The sequence below is a fragment of the Streptococcus sp. 27098_8_12 genome, from assembly GCF_041432115.1.
Taxonomy (GTDB): Bacteria; Bacillota; Bacilli; order Lactobacillales; family Streptococcaceae; genus Streptococcus; species Streptococcus parasanguinis_V.
The window spans coordinates 1-20,462 of sequence record NZ_JAPVZA010000008.1; the positions used below are offsets into that span (position 1 = coordinate 1).

General features: G+C 38.5%; 24 protein-coding genes. 2 read left to right on the forward strand and 22 right to left on the reverse strand.

The genetic code is table 11. From position 1 onward, the window contains the following. Window positions 1-22: 22 nt before the first annotated feature. The 18 genes from glpK to O3629_RS04330 form a co-directional block, all read right to left on the reverse strand. The gene (gene glpK / locus O3629_RS04245) at window positions 23-1,531 is read right to left on the reverse strand and encodes a glycerol kinase GlpK (RefSeq protein ID WP_371608762.1); all 1,509 of its coding nucleotides are present in this window, start codon (window positions 1,529-1,531) and stop codon (window positions 23-25) included. Window positions 1,532-1,717: 186 nt separating this feature from the next. Continuing rightward, window positions 1,718-2,389 (reverse strand): ankyrin repeat domain-containing protein, encoded by a 672-nt coding sequence (locus O3629_RS04250; RefSeq protein WP_371608763.1) that lies wholly within the window; start codon window positions 2,387-2,389, stop codon window positions 1,718-1,720. A gap of 157 nt (window positions 2,390-2,546) precedes the next feature. Next, window positions 2,547-3,302, reverse strand: coding sequence for a CPBP family intramembrane glutamic endopeptidase (locus tag O3629_RS04255; RefSeq protein WP_371608764.1), 756 nt, complete (start codon window positions 3,300-3,302; stop codon window positions 2,547-2,549). After that, a complete protein-coding gene (locus O3629_RS04260) occupies window positions 3,299-4,054 on the reverse strand; it encodes a CPBP family intramembrane glutamic endopeptidase (protein ID WP_061455507.1) in 756 nt (251 codons plus the stop codon). Before O3629_RS04260 ends, O3629_RS04255 begins: the two co-directional genes overlap by 4 nt. A gap of 22 nt (window positions 4,055-4,076) precedes the next feature. Then, a complete protein-coding gene (locus tag O3629_RS04265; protein ID WP_371608765.1) occupies window positions 4,077-4,493 on the reverse strand; it encodes a hypothetical protein in 417 nt (138 codons plus the stop codon). A 3-nt stretch (window positions 4,494-4,496) separates the two neighbouring features. Further along, complete coding sequence (locus tag O3629_RS04270) at window positions 4,497-5,384, reverse strand: DUF4300 family protein (protein WP_049498902.1); 888 nt, start codon at window positions 5,382-5,384, stop codon at window positions 4,497-4,499. Between the two features lie 180 nt (window positions 5,385-5,564). After that, a complete protein-coding gene (locus O3629_RS04275; protein WP_003006843.1) occupies window positions 5,565-5,876 on the reverse strand; it encodes a hypothetical protein in 312 nt (103 codons plus the stop codon). 99 nt (window positions 5,877-5,975) lie between these two features. Then, window positions 5,976-7,832, reverse strand: a complete 1,857-nt coding sequence (locus O3629_RS04280) for a DUF262 domain-containing protein (protein WP_349017353.1) — start codon at window positions 7,830-7,832, stop codon at window positions 5,976-5,978. Further along, complete coding sequence (locus O3629_RS04285; protein WP_049498904.1) at window positions 7,804-9,153, reverse strand: DUF262 domain-containing protein; 1,350 nt, start codon at window positions 9,151-9,153, stop codon at window positions 7,804-7,806. The genes O3629_RS04280 and O3629_RS04285 overlap by 29 nt, the downstream gene beginning before the upstream one ends. A 190-nt stretch (window positions 9,154-9,343) precedes the next feature. Continuing rightward, window positions 9,344-9,787, reverse strand: coding sequence for an 8-oxo-dGTP diphosphatase (locus O3629_RS04290; RefSeq protein ID WP_049498905.1), 444 nt, complete (start codon window positions 9,785-9,787; stop codon window positions 9,344-9,346). A 60-nt stretch (window positions 9,788-9,847) separates the two neighbouring features. After that, the gene (locus tag O3629_RS04295) at window positions 9,848-10,387 is read right to left on the reverse strand and encodes an RDD family protein (protein ID WP_049498906.1); all 540 of its coding nucleotides are present in this window, start codon (window positions 10,385-10,387) and stop codon (window positions 9,848-9,850) included. A gap of 84 nt (window positions 10,388-10,471) precedes the next feature. Next, window positions 10,472-12,220: a glycoside hydrolase family 13 protein gene (locus tag O3629_RS04300; RefSeq protein ID WP_049498907.1), complete on the reverse strand. Its 1,749-nt coding sequence runs from the start codon at window positions 12,218-12,220 to the stop codon at window positions 10,472-10,474. A 256-nt stretch (window positions 12,221-12,476) separates the two neighbouring features. Next, window positions 12,477-13,088, reverse strand: coding sequence for a Fic family protein (locus O3629_RS04305; protein ID WP_003017315.1), 612 nt, complete (start codon window positions 13,086-13,088; stop codon window positions 12,477-12,479). Next, window positions 13,088-13,264, reverse strand: coding sequence for a hypothetical protein (locus O3629_RS04310; protein WP_003017298.1), 177 nt, complete (start codon window positions 13,262-13,264; stop codon window positions 13,088-13,090). Before O3629_RS04310 ends, O3629_RS04305 begins: the two co-directional genes overlap by 1 nt. A gap of 119 nt (window positions 13,265-13,383) precedes the next feature. Then, window positions 13,384-14,403, reverse strand: coding sequence for a DNA/RNA non-specific endonuclease (locus O3629_RS04315; protein WP_371608766.1), 1,020 nt, complete (start codon window positions 14,401-14,403; stop codon window positions 13,384-13,386). 185 nt (window positions 14,404-14,588) lie between these two features. Beyond that, window positions 14,589-15,029 (reverse strand): GNAT family N-acetyltransferase, encoded by a 441-nt coding sequence (locus O3629_RS04320; protein WP_371608767.1) that lies wholly within the window; start codon window positions 15,027-15,029, stop codon window positions 14,589-14,591. A gap of 85 nt (window positions 15,030-15,114) precedes the next feature. Further along, window positions 15,115-15,633 (reverse strand): DUF3278 domain-containing protein, encoded by a 519-nt coding sequence (locus tag O3629_RS04325; RefSeq protein WP_049487679.1) that lies wholly within the window; start codon window positions 15,631-15,633, stop codon window positions 15,115-15,117. Continuing rightward, on the reverse strand, window positions 15,620-15,820 hold the full coding sequence (locus O3629_RS04330; protein ID WP_003003382.1) for a helix-turn-helix transcriptional regulator: 201 nt from the start codon (window positions 15,818-15,820) through the stop codon (window positions 15,620-15,622). Before O3629_RS04330 ends, O3629_RS04325 begins: the two co-directional genes overlap by 14 nt. A 412-nt stretch (window positions 15,821-16,232) precedes the next feature. Here O3629_RS04330 and O3629_RS04335 point away from each other — a divergent pair, with 412 nt between their 5' ends. Together O3629_RS04335 and O3629_RS04340 are read left to right on the forward strand one after the other, a co-directional pair. After that, window positions 16,233-17,120, forward strand: coding sequence for a helix-turn-helix domain-containing protein (locus O3629_RS04335; protein ID WP_049497562.1), 888 nt, complete (start codon window positions 16,233-16,235; stop codon window positions 17,118-17,120). A 4-nt stretch (window positions 17,121-17,124) separates the two neighbouring features. Then, window positions 17,125-17,910 (forward strand): CPBP family intramembrane glutamic endopeptidase, encoded by a 786-nt coding sequence (locus O3629_RS04340; RefSeq protein ID WP_371608768.1) that lies wholly within the window; start codon window positions 17,125-17,127, stop codon window positions 17,908-17,910. Between the two features lie 162 nt (window positions 17,911-18,072). On the opposite strand, the gene O3629_RS04345 is transcribed toward O3629_RS04340, so the two are convergent. The 4 genes from O3629_RS04345 to O3629_RS04360 form a co-directional block, all read right to left on the reverse strand. Beyond that, entirely contained in the window at window positions 18,073-18,828 is a 756-nt protein-coding gene (locus O3629_RS04345) for an alpha/beta hydrolase (RefSeq protein WP_371608769.1), read from the reverse strand. A gap of 36 nt (window positions 18,829-18,864) precedes the next feature. Then, the gene (locus O3629_RS04350; RefSeq protein ID WP_049504416.1) at window positions 18,865-19,251 is read right to left on the reverse strand and encodes a hypothetical protein; all 387 of its coding nucleotides are present in this window, start codon (window positions 19,249-19,251) and stop codon (window positions 18,865-18,867) included. 524 nt (window positions 19,252-19,775) lie between these two features. After that, entirely contained in the window at window positions 19,776-20,114 is a 339-nt protein-coding gene (locus O3629_RS04355) for a type II toxin-antitoxin system RelE/ParE family toxin (protein ID WP_049504417.1), read from the reverse strand. After that, window positions 20,107-20,400, reverse strand: a complete 294-nt coding sequence (locus tag O3629_RS04360) for a hypothetical protein (RefSeq protein ID WP_049504419.1) — start codon at window positions 20,398-20,400, stop codon at window positions 20,107-20,109. Before O3629_RS04360 ends, O3629_RS04355 begins: the two co-directional genes overlap by 8 nt. Window positions 20,401-20,462: the final 62 nt, after the last annotated feature.

Sequence of the window (20,462 nt, forward strand, 5' to 3'; positions counted from 1 at the left end):
ACTATTCGTTTGATTGATCCCTTTAGTCATCGGTCTCCGCAAATACTTGAGTGGCTTTGACTGCTTTCTTCCACCCCTTGTACAATTTCTCTTTGCGAGCTTCATCCATCTTTGGTTCAAAGATTTGGGCTGCTCCATGAAGAGATTTTAATTCTTCCAAGTCCTTCCAATAGCCTACGGTCAGACCTGCTAGGAAGGCTGCTCCTAAAGCCGTTGTTTCCAGGTTTTTGGCGCGGGCAATCGCAATCCCAAGAATATCTGCCTGAAACTGCATTAAGTAATCATTTTTCGCTGCCCCTCCGTCTACTTTTAAGACAGGGATAGGAGTCTTGGCATCTACCTGCATGGTGTCGATGATATCGCGTACTTGATAGGCAATGGATTGAAGGGTTGCTTTGATAAAGTCTTCCTTGGACGTTCCCCGGGTAAGTCCGAAGACAGAACCACGCGCCTCTTGATTCCAATATGGTGCCCCAAGACCCGTAAAGGCAGGGACCACATAGATTTCATCGTCATTCTGAGACTTCAGAGCATAGGCCTCGGATTCAGGTGAACTGTCGATCATACGCAGACCGTCACGAAGCCACTGAATGGCACTTCCAGCGATAAAGATAGATCCTTCAAGGGCATAGTAGACCTTGTCATTGATCCCATAACCAATCGTCGTCAGCAGGTTATTTTCTGATAACTGCATCTCCTCACCCGTATTCATAATGATGAAAGATCCAGTTCCATAAGTATTTTTGACCATACCAGGTTCAAAGGCTAATTGACCAAAGAGAGCAGCCTGCTGGTCTCCCGCCATCCCTGCAATCGGCACTTGTCCACCGTAGAAATGGAAAGGAGCTGTCTTGCCATAGATTTCAGAGTTTGAACGCACTTCAGGAAGCATGGCTTTAGGAATGTTGAGGATTTCCAAAATCTCATCGTCCCATTTCAGTTCCTTGATATTGTAAAGCATGGTACGGGCAGCATTGGAATAGTCTGTCACGTGGGCAGCTCCATCCGTCAGCTTCCAGACCAGCCAAGTATCAATGGTTCCAAAGAGCAATTCGCCCTTCTCCGCACGCTCTTGCGCCCCTTCTACATGGTCCAAAATCCAACGAACTTTAGTCGCTGAGAAGTAGGCATCAATGACTAGACCTGTCTTTTGGTGGAAGGTTTCTACATAGCCTTGGTTTTTAAGTTCTTCAGCCAGTGGAGCAGTTTGCCGTGATTGCCAGACAATAGCATTGTAAATAGGAAGGCCTGTGTTCTTATCCCAAACAACTGTCGTCTCCCGTTGATTGGTAATGCCGATCGCCTCGATTTGATTGGGCTTGACGCCACTTTCAATAAAGACCTCAGCAATCACCGACTGAACCGAGTTCCAAATCTCATTGGCATTGTGCTCCACCCAACCAGCCTGCGGAAAAATCTGAGTGAATTCCTTTTGACTAGAGCTAACTTGCTCGCCTTTTTTGTTAAAAATGATAGCCCGCGAACTAGTGGTTCCCTGGTCAATCGCCATGATGAAAGTTTCTTGAGACATAAACTGCCCTCCTGAATTAGGTACTTAAAAATCTTGTTCTTTCATCAACTAGTATACTCTATTTCATCTAGGATTTGTATCCATTTTTTTAAGAAAATCCGGTCTAACATTTTCCTACTGCTTCAACTTTGTCAGACCAAACAAAAAGAGCCCCGAGGCTCTTTTAACTAGTAGTTCAAATGCTTATTAAGCTCTGCTCTGATCTAACCGATTTAAGAACTCCATGGTCGGACTGTCTTGGTAAAGTTCTTTGAGAGGAATCTTCTGATAGACCGCTATTTCGTCCGCAGTCACACCGTAACGAATTAATAGATCATAAATACGATTTAAATCATGACGTAATTCATCCGTTATGAGGACATTATCGCTTGTTTCTTTTGTTTTCCAATAATAAGATGGCAACACTTCCTTGGTTTCAATTAAAATAGTTTGCAACAAAGTCCCACCATGGCTGTCCTTCTGAGAGATATCTGCCCCAAGTTCCAACATTTTCTCAAAAACCTTGAAAGACTGGTCAGCCTTTTCTTTAGACGAATACATCTCATATTGGCCATTCCAGCGTTTGATCATGCGCCTACAGTCAAATACAGCCCGTCCACCCGCTGTTTGGAGGACCGGTTGACAAAATGGATTCAGCTCTGTCGGCTCTTCAATAAAGTTAAGATCTGCTCCTCTATCAATGAGTAAATTTGCAATATCTAAATGTCCCGATTTGATAGCGACTTGAAGGAGCGACTGTCCCTGATCTCTTTTAGGTTTGTCACCCGAAACAGCATTGACTTCTTCAGGCTTTTTATCCAATATCTGACGGACTCCCTCTATATCTCCTCTTCGCAACAACTGAAAGGTTTTTTGCATGGTCTTTCCCCCTCTCATTATAGATAAAAATAACACTATGTTGATACTTTGATCCTATCTCTAGATTCTTCGTTAAACTGATTATACCATTTTATGGACTCTACATTGAAGTCCTAAAGGCTAAAGATGACAGACTCCCACCGAAAGAGATACAACTCTATTTCTCTGATTTTCGTGCAGCCACCAGCCAAGAGGCTACTAGGATTTCGAAACTAACTAGAAGGATAATCTGAGGAAGCGAGCTCTGAACCAGCATGAGGACAGCCAGACTATCGATCAGCATATGAGCGAGGATACAAGGAACAGCTCCTTTCGAGTACTCCTTGAGCGCCCCAAACAGGAAGGTATTCCCTAAAATCATCAGGTAAAAGATGAGATAGTTGGACGAACCTGCTGTAATCCAAGGGAGTCGATAAATAGGGATATGCCAGAGGAACCAGACAATGGAAAGAAGCATCATTTTAGGTATAAAGTGCTTACTAAAGGAAAGATGATCTTGTAAAAACCAACGCCAACCGACTTCTTCCAAACCGCCATATAATAAGGTCCAAGGGAAGTATAGGAAGAAGGCCAAGAAGGAGTTCCCAGTAAAGCGAACGTTCATAAGCAGGATGGAAATCCCATAATAGATGACGGGGATGAAGAAAGCTAGGATCCAAGATAGGGAACTTTCTTTTTGAAGAAAGACCTTTTTGAAAAATTCACCCAAGGAGTTGACTTCACTCAACACAAGAGAAAAGACAGCAGCCACAATCATGGGAATCAAGTTCATTAGGATAAACAGGAGTGAGGCCCCCATACTACTTCCATCCGGGAAAAACCAAAGGATCACTTGCCCTACTAGAACTGTAGTAAGGAGAGCAGTCAATGCATACCAGATAGCAACTGATCGTTTTGAAATAAATTTGTTCATTTTTCCTCCTTTACAGTTACATACTTCTTTCTTGCAATCCAGATTGCTAAACTAATAATAAGAATTTTACTGACGATAGATAGCCATACCTCTTCATTCACTAGAATCTGAGACAAGGAATTGATACAGGCATGAGTCATGACACTGAGCCATAAATTTTGCGTTTTATGATACAAGGCCGATAAGATAAAGCAGTTAATTAGCAAACCTACTAGAAACGGAAACAATTGAATGACAGCTAAAGAACCGTCGATATAAAAGTATAGTAGATGCCAACTAGACCAAGCTAAAAAGGTGATCAAAGTAGCTGAAAAATAAGGTATTTTTTCCTGCAAAGTTGGTTGAAAGAAATAACGCCAGCCAATTTCTTCAATCCCACCAAAAAGAAGAGCCTTTAAAAAGAGCACCAATGGCAAGACCAACGATTGAGTGGTGATCTTACCACCTAAGATAAATGGGAAAAAGTCAAGCAACAAGAAAACGAGCACCAAGCAATAATTAGCTAAACTGTCTTTGACTTGAAAAAAATCTTTTAGAACTTGTTTGAAACTAGATTGATGGTAACTAATGCTTGCAAGACTGCCCCACAAAGCTGATGACAAGCCACCTACAATAATAGCGATGATCCCAAATGGTGATGTAAAATCAACCTTGACTCCTCCTGCTCTTAAAAAACAAACCAGAAGGCTGACTCCTAATACTTGACCAAAGGTCCCTATCAAATACATGGATAGGGCTTGCTTTCTATTCATTCGCGATTCCTTTTTCTTTCGATTAATTTCCAGTGCTATCTACTTTAAACCCATACCTACCTGCATTTCGTTTTAGCTTCTCCACTAGCTCTTCATTCCGCTTACTTTTTCCAAAAAAGAAGGGAATAGTCTTTCCATTTCTGAGTTCGATATAGAAAGCATAGCGAGCCCCACCACCAGATCGTCCACGAAAAATTGCGTACGTAATTTGCTTGATTTCTTTCAGTGGGATCCTGCGACGACTGAAACACAAAGCGACATGGATATAGAAGATTCCACGGCTAATATGGAACGGGGCAAAGTAGGGACCTCCACTACGTCTCACGATTGCCCTTCTTCTCAGGAAAAGGAGAACAGTGAAAAAGAGCAAGAAAACTAGCACATATAGAATCGGAGCATAGTCCATTATCTTTCTAAATTCTAACACGCTGTCTTTCATCCTCTACTTCATCTCAACCCATTTTTCGTTGTCCATGATAAAGGGCTTGGCTAGACCTTCGCCTGTGTAGTCCTGGTATTTTGTCTCCAAGTATTTGTATACATCTTCCTTGGTCGCAAACTTGATGGCTTGGTAGGGCTCTTCAAAGGTCAGTTTTTCGACAAAGAGATAGCCGTCCTTGGCAGGAACCAAGACACCGACGTGCCCGACAAAAAGCGTATTGCCATCTAGGTTATCATGAACGATGACGGAAAGCATGCGGGCATTTTCATTGAATTTGAAATTGGCAAAATACTCTTCCATCTTCTTGGCGTGAACCTTGACATCCGTTGTAGCCTCTGTCGGAACCCGTGAATAGAGAATGTTAAAAGCTTCCTTGTCTGCTTCATCGAAGATCTTCCCTTTGTCAATGGCATCATTGTCCACGAACAAGAGTTCACTATCCGCTTTCATCTTAGGAATCTCGATGCGATTCTTCAACAAGGTATAACTATTGATCCGGCAGTTGGTCCCGACGAAATCGCCCTTCTGCTTGGTCCACAAGTCACTGATCTTCTCGACATTGTAGTCTGTTTTCTTGAACTTGCTGAAGTCACCCGTCAAGCCAACAGAGCCAACAATGCTATCATAGTCCGTTACTAGACCAAGAAACTTGTCTACACTTTCCTTATCCAAATAAGCAGACAAGAGAGCCCTCACTTCTTCGACACTTGCCTTGCTGTTAAGGTTGCTGTAGCTTCCCTTGTAGCGCTCCTTATCTGAACTAGATTTCTGCACAGTGGAACTTTCCTGCTTTTCCTTAGATTGCTTTTGGTTGCTACCACAAGCCGCTAAAGCAAGGATCGCCAAGGCGCAGCTTGTAAGGAGCATGATTTTTTTAGATGGTTTCATAAAATGTTCCTTCTCTATTGATTAAAATGTTTGTACTATAAATTTTTCATATCGATAATCCTTCTCCTATATTATAGTTTAAAACTGGCTTTGCTCCAACTATTTTTTACGAAATGAGAAAAGTTTATAAGTAGAAAAAAAGAGCTGGCAAACTGTCCAGCTCTTCAATGATAATGAATCTTATTTAATCTTGTGTTTGTTCATCTTTTCTTCAAAGATAGCTGTCATAATTTTGCGGAGCTCTTCGCCTTCTTTTTCAGGAAGGTCCCCTTGACGTTTTGCCACCGCATAGAGTTCAGGGTATTGCTTGGCTACACGCTCAACTGTCTTTGTCGTTGCATGCCCTCTGACAAAGAAAGGAATGCGTTTGATCCATTCTTGCGGTACAAGGGCAAGCAACTTCTTCGCTGCTTCTTTATCAGAAATCTCAGCCGTGCTCAATCCTTGCTTGATTTGTTCTTGTTCTTTTTCTGTAAAATCTTTTAATTCCATAGTAAACTCCTCATTTGTTTATCTAAGGACACATTATACACCTATGTAGAGGAAAGTACAACTAAAGAAACTGATAAACAGAGCAAGGGCAAACAATACCTAATTGTACTTTTCTATTTCCTTTTCTAATAGACTGAGCATACTCTCATGGTGCTCTTTAACACAGTCATTATCCCATTTTCGATCATATTTCTTGACCAAGTCACTCATCACCTTTAATTTGGGACTTTGCTCTATTATATTTGGAAAATGTTCAACCTTCTCAATTGGAAACCGATTTGAAAACTTTGAATTTGCTGAAACGGTGATGAGAGCAAGATTCCCCAACAGATCTCTATTTTCAACAGTCACTGAATTATCACCGTTAATAGGGTGCTGAGGGAAGAAGTGTTCGATAGAATTTCTGAACTGGAATTGGAAATTGCTAAATTCAGATGCTCTATCCCTTGCCAACAGATAATCCAAATAAGTAAAGACAATCCGATCGATACTGAACCCACTTCGATTTTGATAATCTGAAGCTTCAATTTTTTGACAGCAATACTTTTCTAAGGTAGTGATAAGAAGTTTACCATCTTGCTCTTTATTCACATTTGTCAAGACTCTAGCAATCCAGTGCATGGTCTTAGGGGAAGTATAGGTCACGCGCAGGCAAGATTCTAGGAGTCGTAATTGTTGATTATCCATTCCTTCTTCTTGATCCGTTGAGTCTAAAGTAGACTTATATCTCCCCTTTTTATCCTCATACATGACGAGCTTTTGTAAAGACCATTTCCCTTCGACTTTGTATTCACCGATATATTCCCTTTTAATAATATAACGATCAAAGAGATACCGATACTTCAAAAGAGCATAGATAAACTCCAAGGCCTTTTCTTTACTAGCCCATCTGTCCTTTAATAAGTCAAGGAATCGCTTATCATCTAATCCACTATCACGATCCGTCTCAGTCATCTCCATGGCTTCATTGACCTGCAAAAGAAAATTTGGAAAGTTAATGATAGACTCAAATCGTTCATTTTCTTCTTCCCTATCATCACTTTGATTAGACACAGTAGGATCCGGCGCTTGCAAGATAGTTTTTAAGGTAAATTTAGTCTCATCACTGTTATTTTCTGCATTAAAAATGTCACGAAGATCTGAGAAGTCAGCCATCCTCAGCATATCCCAATTTTCACTAAATAGTTTTTCACGTATTTTTATCGGAAAAACCATCTGAAGATAGTTGTCCATTTGTGCACAAGCATCCCAAATCGTAGCTGCAATTAGTTTATCTCTTTTGTCCTCTTCGCTGAATCCATTTTCAGACTTGATAGCACCCAAAATCTTTGCTTTCACAATTTCATGGAGTTCCAATTGCTCTCCACGAGTATTCATGATCTCAAAATAGTGATTCAAATCGATATTTTGAGGAACCTGAGTTCGGATGATTGTTACAGTAGAAAACTTATCTCTAAACCGTTTTTTATAATCATCATTAGCGTTTTTGCTCTGGAAATATTTCTTTATTATTTCATAGCCTTCTACTAACTCTTCTGAATAAAGAGAAGACTCTTTACTATCCATTACAGTTTCGATCTCACCTAGAGTGATGTTCGATTTTTCTCTAGCTTCAAATTTCAAAGGATTTCTTTCTACAGAAGGATGATCCAGATAACGAAGAAGCAAAAACAAAGTAGTTAAGCGTTGTTGGCCATCGATTACTTCATAAATTCGAGGTTGGACCTGATTGACCACTAAACTGCCAAGGTAATATTTACTTGAATTAGTTTCGTCAAGATCATCAATATCCATTAGCAATTGCTCAATTTCATCTTTTCTCCATGCGTAATTTCGTTGGTAAATTGGGATGACATAGTTGACATTTTCAAAAACATTGTCCACATTCAATTCATCTGGTTGAATATACTTTTCACTTCTCATTAGACTAGTCCTCCTCTCCAAATACTTTATCATAGAGTTTTTGATAACGTTTTTTATTCAAGTTGGAATTCTGGAAAGCTTCCTTGGAAATAAAATCTAGCACAATGGTATCCAACCCTATCGGATCCTGCATTTCAGAAATCAAGGCAAAGAGATTCAATCCTTTATTGATACGATCCGATTGTCCTTGTGCGTACTTATTCACCGATTCTCTATAGACTGCTTTCATGGTCAATCTTAGAGAATAAGCCCATCTATGTAGAAAAGACAATCTTGCAGGTGTCAATTCCTTCATACTGAATTTGTCGACATAGAACATCAAAATATTTATGAAGAGATTATAAACATAGAGATCACCAGTTCCGTTTTTTATGACCTCTTCTTCATTAAAGCTACTATCGACCAAGTTCACAATCTCTCTATAGAGGTTGGCATAATGCAAGGTGTATGAAAAGAATCTCTTTCCAGCAATCAAGGGTTGGGTTAACTGGAATTGATTCAAAGGAATTCCAGTTGTTAGCTCATACACTTTGTCAGCATTAAAACGTTCAACATAAAGATGAGAGGCTTTAGCATAAGTCGCAAAATGATGGGGATTCGAAGGTTTAATTCCCTTAAATGTTTGAATATCTTTAGTAGAATAATGAAGGCCATTTTTGTTCTTATACCATCTCACTAAGGGGAAGAGATTGTCCGCAAAGAGATCCTCCAGTTCGCTTTGATTTTTATTTTCCCAAGCTTGTATGATCTCAATCTTATCACTTTCAGATTCATCATTCATTTCTCTCAAATGATAAGATTTCAACAAATCATGTGGAGAGAGAGCCTTCCCCCGAGAATTCTGGGAGTCAAAAAATTGAAAGGCTTCCTGCTCATCATTCGTGATAATCCTTACCAATGAACAGTTATCAAGAAGATAATCAGCGTACTTCTTAACTTCTTGTCTATCAAACTCTCTTAGCTTACGTTTGATGATTTGTAGATTATTCACAATTGCTTCTCTAGATAGCTCATTATATTCCTCATTCAGCAAGGATGAAAGATTAGCATATGATGTCTCTTGAAGTATCTCATACACCACAAATAAAAGAATAGAAAAAGTTGTTAAGCGCTGCTGGCCATCGACAATATTAAGTTTAGAAGATGCGTCATTTCTGTTTTCTCTATGGAGTACAACAGACCCCATTCGATATTCAGGAATTCTATTCTTAAACGCCTCATAAGTATCTGTGATCAGTCTAAGTGCTGATTGTGTTCCCCAACGATACGGTCTCTGATAATTAGGAATCGCTAACCTTTCTGCCATCATTTCTCTAACACTGACAATGCGCAAATTTTCATTCAAGTTTGACATTGAACAACTCCTCTATCTACTTCAATTTCTTTAAATACGGTTTTATATCACTCATTATAACATTTTAAGAAGTCAACTCAAGAGTGATGACGATCTTTTATTTTTTATTTATGACAAAGAAAAACAGCCAACCAATGGGTTAACTGAAAAAAATTATTAAGTTAATTATTAGAAGAATCAGTATCCAAATTTACTTTAAATCGTACTTCCAGTCTTCTCCATCTTGGTAGTAGAAAAATTCAGACAGGTCTTCTTCAAGAAAAATACGAAGCATATCCTCCATATCTAAGGAGAGGTCTAGATTTGGCAATTCTTTCAGGTCCTCCCACCAGACTTCCCCCTCTTCAGAGGATATTAAGTCTCCTTCAAACTTTTCTGTCTTATAAAAGAGAACTACATAACGAATGCCGTCTTCTACCCAATCTTTCATTCCACAAATCTGGGGAGAAGCAATCCTTAAGCCAGTTTCTTCCTTCACTTCACGGATTACTGCTTCCGTAAATGATTCTCCCGCTTCGACATGACCACCAGGAAAGGTTATGCCTGGCCAGTCCTCTTTTTTACGATCCATAACAAGAACTCTATCGCTGTCTCTTACCATACAAAGATTTGTAAACTCAACAGTCTCATTCATACAGATACTTCCTAACTATGTTAGTCTTTTTCTTTAAGGATAGGATAAACAATCTGTACCCTATTCTTTTTTTAGTTGGACTTGTGTATGGGCAAGCAAGTCTCCTAGATGCCTCTTATCTTTCCTAAACATCGTCATTGCTAGTAGCAAAACTGCGAGTAAAGTCGCTGAAATAGAAAGGACAATGAATAACACATCAAAATTACTATAGAAGCCATGAATCGTGCCCATATGACCGAGTTGCCAAGGTAAAAATTTGATGGCATTTCTAATCAAGCTAGCCTGCATCGTTTTTTTCTGGTAGACCAGTTCAAGTCCCGCTTTTACCTTCCCAAAACTGCCATCATTTTTATAATCCAAGAATGTGAACAAGAGCGTAATTGGCAAAACAGAGGTGAAAAATACAAGCCACTGCGACTGAATTTCTGTAAACTCTGGGACGCCATTAAAAAAGATGATGTAAATAAGCATCGAACCTAAAAACAGAAGTACTAAATAAGCTAGAATGAAAAGATAATCAAACAGAAATTCTGTCATTCTTTTTTTAAACGAAATAGGATTGATTACTAACATCTTCATCACTGTCTCCCTCTTTCTCATCTCCTATTATAATATAAGGGTGCGAATAAAGATACTATTTATAAAAAGAAGCCCACAATCTTTCGACTCCAGGCTTCTTTCTTACTAATCTTCCCTATAAATAACAAAGCCATTTGGTTGAATGATCAATAGATCATCGGAAATGCTCCCATGACTGATCAGATCTGCTTGTTCTCTTTCTAAGACAAAGTCTGTCTTCGAGTGGTTAAAGTAGGCTTTGAGAATGTGACCTTCATGCTGCCATTCTACTGCTACTACATCTAGCTCTACTTCTTCCAGACTCACTTTACCATACTGAATCATGCCCGCTACTTCTTTTCGGAGTTGGATCAAGTCCTTCATAAAATTCAGCATATCATTGTCCGCTGACACGCGCTCCCATGGCATGACACGGCGGCAATCTGGGTCTGGATCACCGATGAGGGCTAGCTCCGTTCCATAATAGATACAAGGCGTTCCGCGTTGCAGATAGAGGAAGGCGAGGGCAGACTTGACAGACTGAAGATCGCCTTTGGCCGTCGTCAAGATGCGCTCTGTATCATGCGAGTCCAAGAGGTTGAACATCACCTCAGAGATCTGTTGCCTGTAGTACATGGACTGGCTATTGATCTCCCAAATGAAGCGCTGGGTCTCCTTATGGCCCCGCAGGAAATAATCCTTGATACTTTCAGAAAGGGGATAGTTCATCACCGCATGAAACTCATCACCATTGAGCCATGGTTGGGACGAATGCCAGATTTCCCCGAGAATATAGAGGTCTGGCTTCTTAGCCAAGACCGCCTTACGGAAATCTCGCCAGAATTGATGATCGATTTCATTAGCCACATCCAGCCGCCAAGCATCGATATCAAACTCTTCAATCCAGTATGTCGCAACCTTCAAAAGATAGGCCTTCACCTCTGGATTAGCCGTATTGAGCTTAGGCATATAGCCCGCAAAGGCAAAAGCATGGTAAGACAAGTCGCGACTATTCCACAGATTTTCTGAGGAGACAGGGAACTTTTTAATATGGAACCAATCCTTGTAAATCGAATCCTCCCCGTGTTTGACCACATCCTGCCATTGGGGTGAATCATAGCCAATATGGTTGAAGACGGCATCCAGCATGATCTTCATCCCACGCGCATGAGCCTCTTTCACTAGTTTGCGGAAGGTCTCTTTATCACCAAAATGTCGATCAATTTCAAAGTAATCAATGGTGTCGTATTTGTGGTTGCTTGGTGATTCAAAAATCGGGCAAAGGTAGAGCCCTGTAATTCCTAGATCCTGCAAGTAGTCCAAGTGATCGATGATTCCCTGCAAATCTCCACCAAAGAAATCCAACATTGTAGGGGCAATTGACGCATCCCAAGGACGGACACCTTCTGGGGAAATGGCTGGATTCCCATTGGCAAAACGCTCAGGAAAAATCTGATACCAAACTGTCTGAGCCACCCAGTCCGGAACAGCACACCCATCAATCTCATGGATAAAAGGAAGCTTAAAGCCGTTCATGACGAAGTCCAGGTTCTCCTTGTTATAGGCTGCCACACCCCGGTCTCCATACAAGATCTTCTCTCCCGCTGTATCCTCTAATTCAAAGAGGTACTGGATCCGGGCATGGCGGACAGATACCGACACTTGCCAATAATCAAAGAGGTCGTCGGTCGTCACCTTGTCCATTTCCTTGGTTACCTCATATAGATCCTCTATAAAAATAAAAGGATCCCCATAATGCAAGACAATCCGTTTGATATCCTCTTTCTTGGTCCGGATGCGAATATGGAGTTGACCGTCCATATAAAGATAGGCGTACTCCGATTCAGGCCGGTGATAAATCGCTGTTAATTCCATCTGTCTCGTCTCCTACTTTCCTTTCTTTTCTCATCATTCATCAGTTTATGCAAACGATTACACAAAACTCACTCTAGTATACAACTTTAGAAAAAGCTTTGCAAGATTCTGAGAGATTATTTTAGACTACTAACTATTTAAGATTGTAATGCAACACAAAAAGCCCAGCGATTGGGCTTAAAGATCTTTGTTGAAGCAATGACTTTACATTATAAGCATCACTTTATACTGTTTCCTACTAAAATATACTACAGATCTATATTTCTGTTAATAGTTTATTGAACAGTTGTTCGAGTTTACTAGTATCTCCATAAACTGTTCCATCCATATATAAGTGATAGATATCATCATCTAAACCAATTGAAATTTCACATTCATAGCCTTTCATCAAAGCTAAAGAACGGATAACTTCTCGTTGAGTACGACCATTTCCTTCTCTAAATGGGTGAAAATAATTTAGATTATCTAATATCTCAGCTAAACTTTTACAAATCTCAATTTTATTATTTGCGTTAAGTAGATAGTTTGAAATCAAAGTATTTAAATATTTTTCTGCCATATCAAAAGACTGAACTGGCATAAAAGCATTTCCACTTTTAGAGATATTTACTTGACGGTATTGACCTGCCCAAGTATACATCCCTTCAAAAAGAAACTTGTGAATCTTTAAAATATCTGAAACAGTATTTACTTCAATTGGATTAATAAACAGTTTTAAACTTTGGCTTGCTACTAAACGATATTCTAATTCTCGTGCTTTATTATCATTTTTCTCATTAAATTTATTTATGAGAACAGATGAATGGGGATAGGTGTATAAATTATCAGGGTCTATATAATCATACCCATCATATATTTTTCTGACCATTATCCAACTCCTAATGCAACTGCCTCTTCTCTCAGTCGCTCCACGTCTTCTACCGTGGGATGCCATCCTTCAATCATATTGGTGCTAAGAGCAAACCAGACGCTCTTAAAAACCTTTTTGTTGTCAAAAATCACACCCATAATCATCATTTTTTCTTTATCTACATCTAAGGTCATATTCTACCTCCGTCCTATTATTATAGCATATTATCAATCATTTTAGTTCTCCTATTTTGAACTTACCCTACACAAAAAGCCCAGCGATTGGGCTTTCTCATCATCTAAATGACTGATACTCATTCCTTACTTGTATGCCGTTTTCCAAGACTGAGCGCTTGCTCTTCTGACATTTCAACTACTTTGGCAAAGTTAGTATTTCGTGGCATGCTATCCTTAGAGTACCAATAAACATCAGCACTCCCATTTCTGGCCACATAAACAACTGGAGCCAGTTGACGAGTTGGCGCTACAGGCTCTACAGGTTGAACTGGCTGTGCGGGCACTGCTGGCTGACTCGGTTGAGGGGCTTGACTTGGTTTCGTCTCTACAGAAGGACTGGCAGGTTGTGGTTGACTACTTGGTTCCGTCGGCACTAAAGATGGCTTGGCTGTCCCCTTCAGATAGTCAATGGTCGCATTCTTAGAATAGTTGTCCAAGGTCACGGTGGTGATTCCATAAGCATCTACTGACTCTTTGGGGCTACTTAAATTGATTGGTAGAAGGTTGCCATCTCGATCAATTCCAACATATTGCAAGGTCACCTGCCGAGGGATCAATTCATCCCCCGTATAGACAGGCGTCACCTTATAATCCAGCCAATAATTGGGGTGGGTGGCCAGCCAGCTATCGAGTCGTTTCTCGTAGTAGAGCATGCCCTCCACATTACTATCCGCTGTCCCTTTATAATTCCCCGTATTGGTCCAGGCAGTTAGAGGAACCAGATTTTTCCCTTCATCGGTCAGTCCACTAAATTGATAACCAATCAGATGCCCTCTATGGAACAGCCAGGCCTTCTTCCCTTTGTTTCCATAAGCAATCTTATAATTGTGCCAGCCAACCGGATTATAGTTGAGACGTGGTTCTCTTTTTTTCTTTGGCTCATCCTTGTCCTGAAGCTGAATATGGGCTGAGGTCGCACGACCTAAATGATCAAAATCCCCCAGTACAAGCTGCTTACTGCCATTAAAAGGCAGTAGATGAAGGCTCTGGTAATCGAGGCCCGTTTGCTGGGCTTGAGCCCCTTGAACAACGGCCAAGGACATAAAAACCGAGACCATCGCAACAATAACATTTTTCAAAAACCGTTTTGTAACCATGATTGAAACTCCCACATTTCTATCTAGTGATATTATAGCAGAAAAAGCGGTTACAAACATAGAAGATAGGCAATTTCTTCTCCTATGTCAATTAGATTTTTTAATGAGTTTATTTTTACTTTAATATTCTTTAGTATTTAAAATAAGGACTATTATTTTAATACATAAAATAATACACAGCTATTCTAAAACAACTTATATTCATACCACTCTTCATCTACTTTCTGAAATCCCAAAGCCAAAAACATTCTTTGACTTTGAGTATTAAAAGGATAAATTTGAGCAGAGACCTGTACCATTTCTTTCTCTTTGGCCAACTGTATCATTTCAGAAACACATCGTCTTCCGATATGTAAATTCTGATACTCTTTGCTGATCACTATAGAAAGCTCTGAATTATCTTGAAGTGTCACATCTCCAACTAACACTCCCTCATATTGGATATAATAGCAAGAACCATGTGAAGATAGGTAATCATACATTTTATGAAGTTTTGTTACATCGTAAATCTGATCAGTATTATCCACTTGTTTGCAAACCTCACTATCTTGATACCAAAGAAGGGAGATCTCATCATTCCTATAATAGGGAATAAGTACTATCTGATCGTCTACTATTCTATTCATACTTACTCATTTCTTTCATCATAATGGGTTCCATTTACTTTTAGCTTAATCTTAATATAAATATCCAGTCTTATCTCTGATGGATCTACTCCCGAATCACCTTGATTTTTCTTCTATTTGCAATGAAACTACTCAAGAAACTGATAATGGTAATCAGCCCAATGACAAGAGGGAAAATAAAAGTGAAATACATTTCAAAGCTTATCTTATTTTCTTGTAGCAATCCTGTTCTCCAAAGACCGATAGCAACAAAAATAGCCAGTCCCATCACAATCAAAGTTTGAAGGAAAGTTCTTTTTAGCATTTTTTTCTTCGCCTCTCCTACTTCATCTTCTGAAACCTCATAGATATCGAGTTCCAAACGATGAATCACCTGCTCTTGTTGGTACAGAGAGTAGCAAAATACTAAAAACGTGATCACACCGACACAATCTGTAGTGAACATGAAACTGAGCAGGAATCCAAGGATAATCCCCGACATAAAGAGCATGTACATGTTGTTCCCAAAGGTACTCAATTCTTTTTCCTTGTATTCGTCAAGCTCACCTGTAATATCGTAGAAGGCTTTAACACATTTCAATTGCCAGTTTTTATTCATCATCATCGATCCTCCAAAATAAAGAATTCAAATCCGTCCCAAGCTCTTTTGCCAGATTGATACAGAGATCTAAAGAAGGGTTATACTTCCCATTCTCAATCATATTAATCGTTTGCCTGGAAACTCCAATACTTTTTGCCAAAGCCAATTGAGAAAGACCAAGATTGACTCTGTATTCCTTCACCCGGTTCACTTGGCACCTCCTAATCACAAATGTGTCAAATATATTTGATACATTTATTTTACAATATTAGTTGTTTAATGTCAACTATATTCGACATCGTTTTCTAAAAATATTTTCTCAATTTTAAAAAAAAAAATTGAACTGCACCCCAAAAGTTAGATTTTTTTCTGTCTAACTTTTGGGGTGCAGTTCAGATTTCAAAATATTATTTTTAATTCTATTATTTGAATGTATGGTAAAATAACTAAAATAATGCTAAAAATCAACGTTAAAACGATAAATGCCACGCAAAGTAGCAAAAATAATGAAAATGCAACCTCTACTTGCTTGTGCTGTAATCATCGTTTATTCTATACTAAAATCAGTCATATTGCTACTTTATGACAAATTACATCATAGAATATAGAGGAGGTCATACAACATGACATTTGCTGAAAAATTAAAATCCATACGTAAACAAGTAGGGATGTCACAAGAACTTTTAGCTGAAAAAATCGGTGTATCAAGACAAGCTGTAACAAAGTGGGAAACAGGTGCTGGAATTCCAGATATCGAGAATATGATATCCATCTCAAACCTATTTAACATCTCTATCGATGAGCTAATCTGCAATGAAAGAACTAGTCTTAAGACAAGCGAATATCTTTTTGAGAGTATCACAGAGTATGATATCGATAAGATCAAGAGCTATGATATGAAATTTGGAGGCGCAGAAAAGTTTGTATTGTCCGGATACAAGGGAGAAAAGATTCGAGTTCGTCTGGTATCTAATCTTCTTTCTACACTTCAAAATGATTTTAAAGTAAAAATTGATGATAGTAGAAAAAGAATTGACCTAGATGTAAAACGTTACAATGGTGTAACAGAGGCAACGGCTAAAGAAACGGTCAGTATCTTTGTGCAAATCCCAACTCGCTATATTAGTCACATTGAATGTGCGGTACGTGCAGAGTCTGTAGAAATTCACTCCCTAGAATGTGACAATATCGAACTTGACCTTAAAACATCTCGTATTACCCTAGAAGATATTTCAGGTAAAGTAAAAATAAACTGTAATCTTGATATGGAAGTATTATGTCATTCATTAAACGGTGAAGTTGACATTAACCAGATTTCAGCAACATCCAGAATTCGTATTCCTGAAAACAGCCTATTTACTGCTGTTACCAAAGGGATTGGAACAAATATTTATTATGAAAAAAATGGGCAAAAAACTGAACCATTCGATTCACCCGATGCAGATAATATAATTGAATTGAATGGTATTAAGAGTGAACTAGTTATCTATACAGCTGAAGAAAGAGGGTAACTAAATGAATGTAAATTATTTAAAAAGATACATCATCAGTTCTTATGTACTTGTTTGGGCACTCATTATTTTTGTAGCAGCTCCTGCAAGTTTAGTATTTAAGGTTCCACCTGTTATCATGTGGATTGTACGAAATATCGTCGCATGGTCTCCATCATACCTTCTTTTATTTGGATGGAAGTATTTCAGGACTGATGAGAAAAGAACAACTTTCCTTAAGCGGTGTTTCTCTGCTAAAGTGTCGTTACTCCCACTTCTATCTTCATTTGGTCTTACATTTGGGCTCAGTATTTTATCACTCTTCCTCTACTCACTTATGACCCAAAAAACAATGCTCTCCTACATCAATCTAGGAACCGTATCATTGCCACTAAGTATTTTCTTATCATTCACATCAGGTCCGACCGGAGAAGAATTGGGGTGGCGTGGTTATATGAGAGAAGAATTTAATAAAAAATATCATTTTTTAAAATCCTCTATTTACCAAGGCCTAGTCTGGTGTTTCTGGCATACACTTCTGTGGGTTGTAGATTCAAAATTTACGGACTGGCGCGCGGTTCCTTATATTATTGCTAATATAGTTGTGATTACATCTATTACTATTTGTATGAATATTATTCTGGAAAAATATAATAATCTGATTTATTCTATTTTCATGCATTTTGGCTTTAATATCGTTTATGTATTTTTGGATGCTGATATCGGATTTTTTATCATTTTGACCTTGCTATACCTACTTATCACACCGATTGCAATTCATATACGAAATAAAACTGTAGAGAGATTATAATGGGAAAAATCCACCATTAACCGTACAAAATTTTAAGCCCATTCTGAGAAAAAGCCAACAATTAACTTTTAAAATGAAATCACTTGCAAATTCCTTAGTTTAGTCATTATTTAATCTATCGCTATTTCACTCTATTACTGTTTCAGTAACAAGCTTACCCAATCAATAGTTCGAACTAAATATTTCATTTCGCAGAATCATAGAGTAGGCTCTAGGATTTTCAGTGATCTTGCGACAGTGACCATATCCTTGCCAAATATGAAATTTGGCTTGAGGATACTTTTGGGGGAGAACTTTTTTAGCAGCTATCAAGTCGAATTCTTTTGAACCATAAAAGAATACACAACTTTTTTGTTCCTCTGGCGTAAGGTTGGGCAAATCCACAAATGCACAATCATGGGAAATATGTTTGATGCTTTCTTCATCCATAGCAATGAAAGAATCTGCCATCATCACTCCTTTTTCTCCATAAAGTGAAACCATCTTTCGAACAGCTAGATCTATGTTGCGTATAGCTTTTCTATGTTTTTTTAGCAATAGGTACCTAGTAAATACATCAAGCAAAGCTGATTTTGTCCATAAACTTACCCCCTCAAAAACAACCTTACCAAACCCGATATCCTTATATTTCAATAATTTTAGTAAAACGACTCCACCCAAGGAAGCACCGAACGCTAAACGCAAGTCTTTAATATTATGATCCTTTAAATATTCATAAATCATTTGGCTTTCCTTAAGAGCCGATTCGTAAATGGTCGAAGTTGATTGCCCATGTGCAGATAAATCCGGAATGATATATCTAAACTCTTGTCCCATCTGATCTGCAATCAGCGATTTCATCCCTTGTGCAGAAGATAACATTGGATGGATTAATAATATCGTCTCCTTCTGATTAGAATTAAGATCAAGAATGTTCATTTTTTCCCACCAGATTTCCTTCCTTTACTACTCTTCTTAAGTTTCATCCAGATAAATATTGACTGCTAGGTATTCTTGCTTTTTAGCATAAGCAAATACATCTGAGGCTCTAATATAATCAAAAATATTTTCCTCGATATCTTCGTCCCAGGTCGCTTCACTGAAGATTTGATTATCTTGACTAGCTTCATAGAAAATATCAAGGTGAACTTGATAAAACTCTTCATCTTCATTTGGAGCTTGCCTTACTAACGATAGTTGAAACAAGGCTTTATTAGATATAGCTGAATATGTCCCTGTCTCAAATAAAATCATCTCATCCTCAATAGGAACACTACACAAATCTTCAAAGATTTCTACCATATCCTCTAAAGGCATCTTATCAGTGATTCTATCTTTTAAAAATTCAAGTGATTGCTTCATGCTTTTCCTCTTTCTACATAATTGCCATCAGAAACTGACTTAAAATTAAAAATGACTTATAAATCAAAGTAGTATCTTCTTATTGGAGTTGCTACTATAGATGCCATAACAACTATACCGATAACAATCCATAGCCAGATATTCCTTTGGGCCTATTCGATAACAAAAGCACTAAAATAAAGGATCACCCAAAGTATAGACAGATAGAGAGATCTCACACCTAAAAAAAGCCCTGTCATCCAAGTGTAGGGAAATGGTTCCCTGATAAGATAATTCTCTAAAATAAAATAAGAAACAATCTCTCGAATTCACTTAACTTTCTTATCTCTAATCTAGATTTTAACTCAATAGAATGACTAATATCAGCTTGGAAAAAATCTATTAAAAAGGAGAACCCCTACTCCCTTCATTATACTACATAAATAGGATAAAAGACTGAACCATATAGTTTTCACCTTGGTTTCAGTCTTATTTTTTTATAAGAGCCACGTTGTAAAATGAAGTGCAACACAAAGTTCCTCATCCTACTTATAAAAAATCTTGACCCAGTCTTGCTTTGCACTTAGGATACGAGCAACATACACTGTATGCTTCTCCATATAATAAAATGCGAGATAGTTCTCTATTGGCATATAACGATAGGGTTTTCCATCATTTGTCATATCACCATACCCCCGGCTTGATACCAGAGGACATGCTTCTGGAAACAGTTCTAGGGTCTCAAGAGCACTTAATAGCAAATCGACTTTGCCATCTGCAGCTTGCTGGCTATAAAAATTCACAAGAATATAGTCGTGAATCTCTCGCAAGTCCTGCTTAGCTCGATCTGCAAGAAAGACCTGATAGCGTTTCAACTTAGTCAAGACCAAATTCCTTTCTCACATCGACTACAGAAGTGACTTTTCCTTGAGCAATTTCCTGGTGCCCAACTAAAATCTCCTTCTTTAAGTCCTCAAAAGCCACTTGATACTGCGTGTTCTGCAAATCACTTGAAACAAATTCTCTTGGATCCACAGTCCCGTTGGCAATTTTTCGAAGTGCTGCATTCAGGACATCCGACACAGAAATTTTTTCATCTGCAAGTACTTCTTTTGTTTTCTGGTAAAATATCGCATCTGCGCGAAAATTCACTGCTTTCGTGTTTGCCATTTCTACCTCTCCTTTGTACATACAATTTGTATATACATTCTACCATACGAAAGAGAAGGGAT

What these genes read in the sequence shown, in the direction of transcription:
- glpK (WP_371608762.1), bottom strand. Translation starts at nt 1,531, where the DNA reads ATGTCTCAAGAAACTTTCATCATGGCGATTGACCAGGGAACCACTAGT.
- O3629_RS04250 (WP_371608763.1), bottom strand. Translation starts at nt 2,389, where the DNA reads ATGCAAAAAACCTTTCAGTTGTTGCGAAGAGGAGATATAGAGGGAGTC.
- O3629_RS04255 (WP_371608764.1), bottom strand. Translation starts at nt 3,302, where the DNA reads ATGAACAAATTTATTTCAAAACGATCAGTTGCTATCTGGTATGCATTG.
- O3629_RS04260 (WP_061455507.1), bottom strand. Translation starts at nt 4,054, where the DNA reads ATGAATAGAAAGCAAGCCCTATCCATGTATTTGATAGGGACCTTTGGT.
- O3629_RS04265 (WP_371608765.1), bottom strand. Translation starts at nt 4,493, where the DNA reads ATGAAAGACAGCGTGTTAGAATTTAGAAAGATAATGGACTATGCTCCG.
- O3629_RS04270 (WP_049498902.1), bottom strand. Translation starts at nt 5,384, where the DNA reads ATGAAACCATCTAAAAAAATCATGCTCCTTACAAGCTGCGCCTTGGCG.
- O3629_RS04275 (WP_003006843.1), bottom strand. Translation starts at nt 5,876, where the DNA reads ATGGAATTAAAAGATTTTACAGAAAAAGAACAAGAACAAATCAAGCAA.
- O3629_RS04280 (WP_349017353.1), bottom strand. Translation starts at nt 7,832, where the DNA reads ATGATAAAGTATTTGGAGAGGAGGACTAGTCTAATGAGAAGTGAAAAG.
- O3629_RS04285 (WP_049498904.1), bottom strand. Translation starts at nt 9,153, where the DNA reads ATGTCAAACTTGAATGAAAATTTGCGCATTGTCAGTGTTAGAGAAATG.
- O3629_RS04290 (WP_049498905.1), bottom strand. Translation starts at nt 9,787, where the DNA reads ATGAATGAGACTGTTGAGTTTACAAATCTTTGTATGGTAAGAGACAGC.
- O3629_RS04295 (WP_049498906.1), bottom strand. Translation starts at nt 10,387, where the DNA reads ATGAGAAAGAGGGAGACAGTGATGAAGATGTTAGTAATCAATCCTATT.
- O3629_RS04300 (WP_049498907.1), bottom strand. Translation starts at nt 12,220, where the DNA reads ATGGAATTAACAGCGATTTATCACCGGCCTGAATCGGAGTACGCCTAT.
- O3629_RS04305 (WP_003017315.1), bottom strand. Translation starts at nt 13,088, where the DNA reads ATGGTCAGAAAAATATATGATGGGTATGATTATATAGACCCTGATAAT.
- O3629_RS04310 (WP_003017298.1), bottom strand. Translation starts at nt 13,264, where the DNA reads ATGACCTTAGATGTAGATAAAGAAAAAATGATGATTATGGGTGTGATT.
- O3629_RS04315 (WP_371608766.1), bottom strand. Translation starts at nt 14,403, where the DNA reads ATGGTTACAAAACGGTTTTTGAAAAATGTTATTGTTGCGATGGTCTCG.
- O3629_RS04320 (WP_371608767.1), bottom strand. Translation starts at nt 15,029, where the DNA reads ATGAATAGAATAGTAGACGATCAGATAGTACTTATTCCCTATTATAGG.
- O3629_RS04325 (WP_049487679.1), bottom strand. Translation starts at nt 15,633, where the DNA reads ATGATGATGAATAAAAACTGGCAATTGAAATGTGTTAAAGCCTTCTAC.
- O3629_RS04335 (WP_049497562.1), top strand. Translation starts at nt 16,233, where the DNA reads ATGACATTTGCTGAAAAATTAAAATCCATACGTAAACAAGTAGGGATG.
- O3629_RS04340 (WP_371608768.1), top strand. Translation starts at nt 17,125, where the DNA reads ATGAATGTAAATTATTTAAAAAGATACATCATCAGTTCTTATGTACTT.
- O3629_RS04345 (WP_371608769.1), bottom strand. Translation starts at nt 18,828, where the DNA reads ATGAACATTCTTGATCTTAATTCTAATCAGAAGGAGACGATATTATTA.
- O3629_RS04350 (WP_049504416.1), bottom strand. Translation starts at nt 19,251, where the DNA reads ATGAAGCAATCACTTGAATTTTTAAAAGATAGAATCACTGATAAGATG.
- O3629_RS04360 (WP_049504419.1), bottom strand. Translation starts at nt 20,400, where the DNA reads ATGGCAAACACGAAAGCAGTGAATTTTCGCGCAGATGCGATATTTTAC.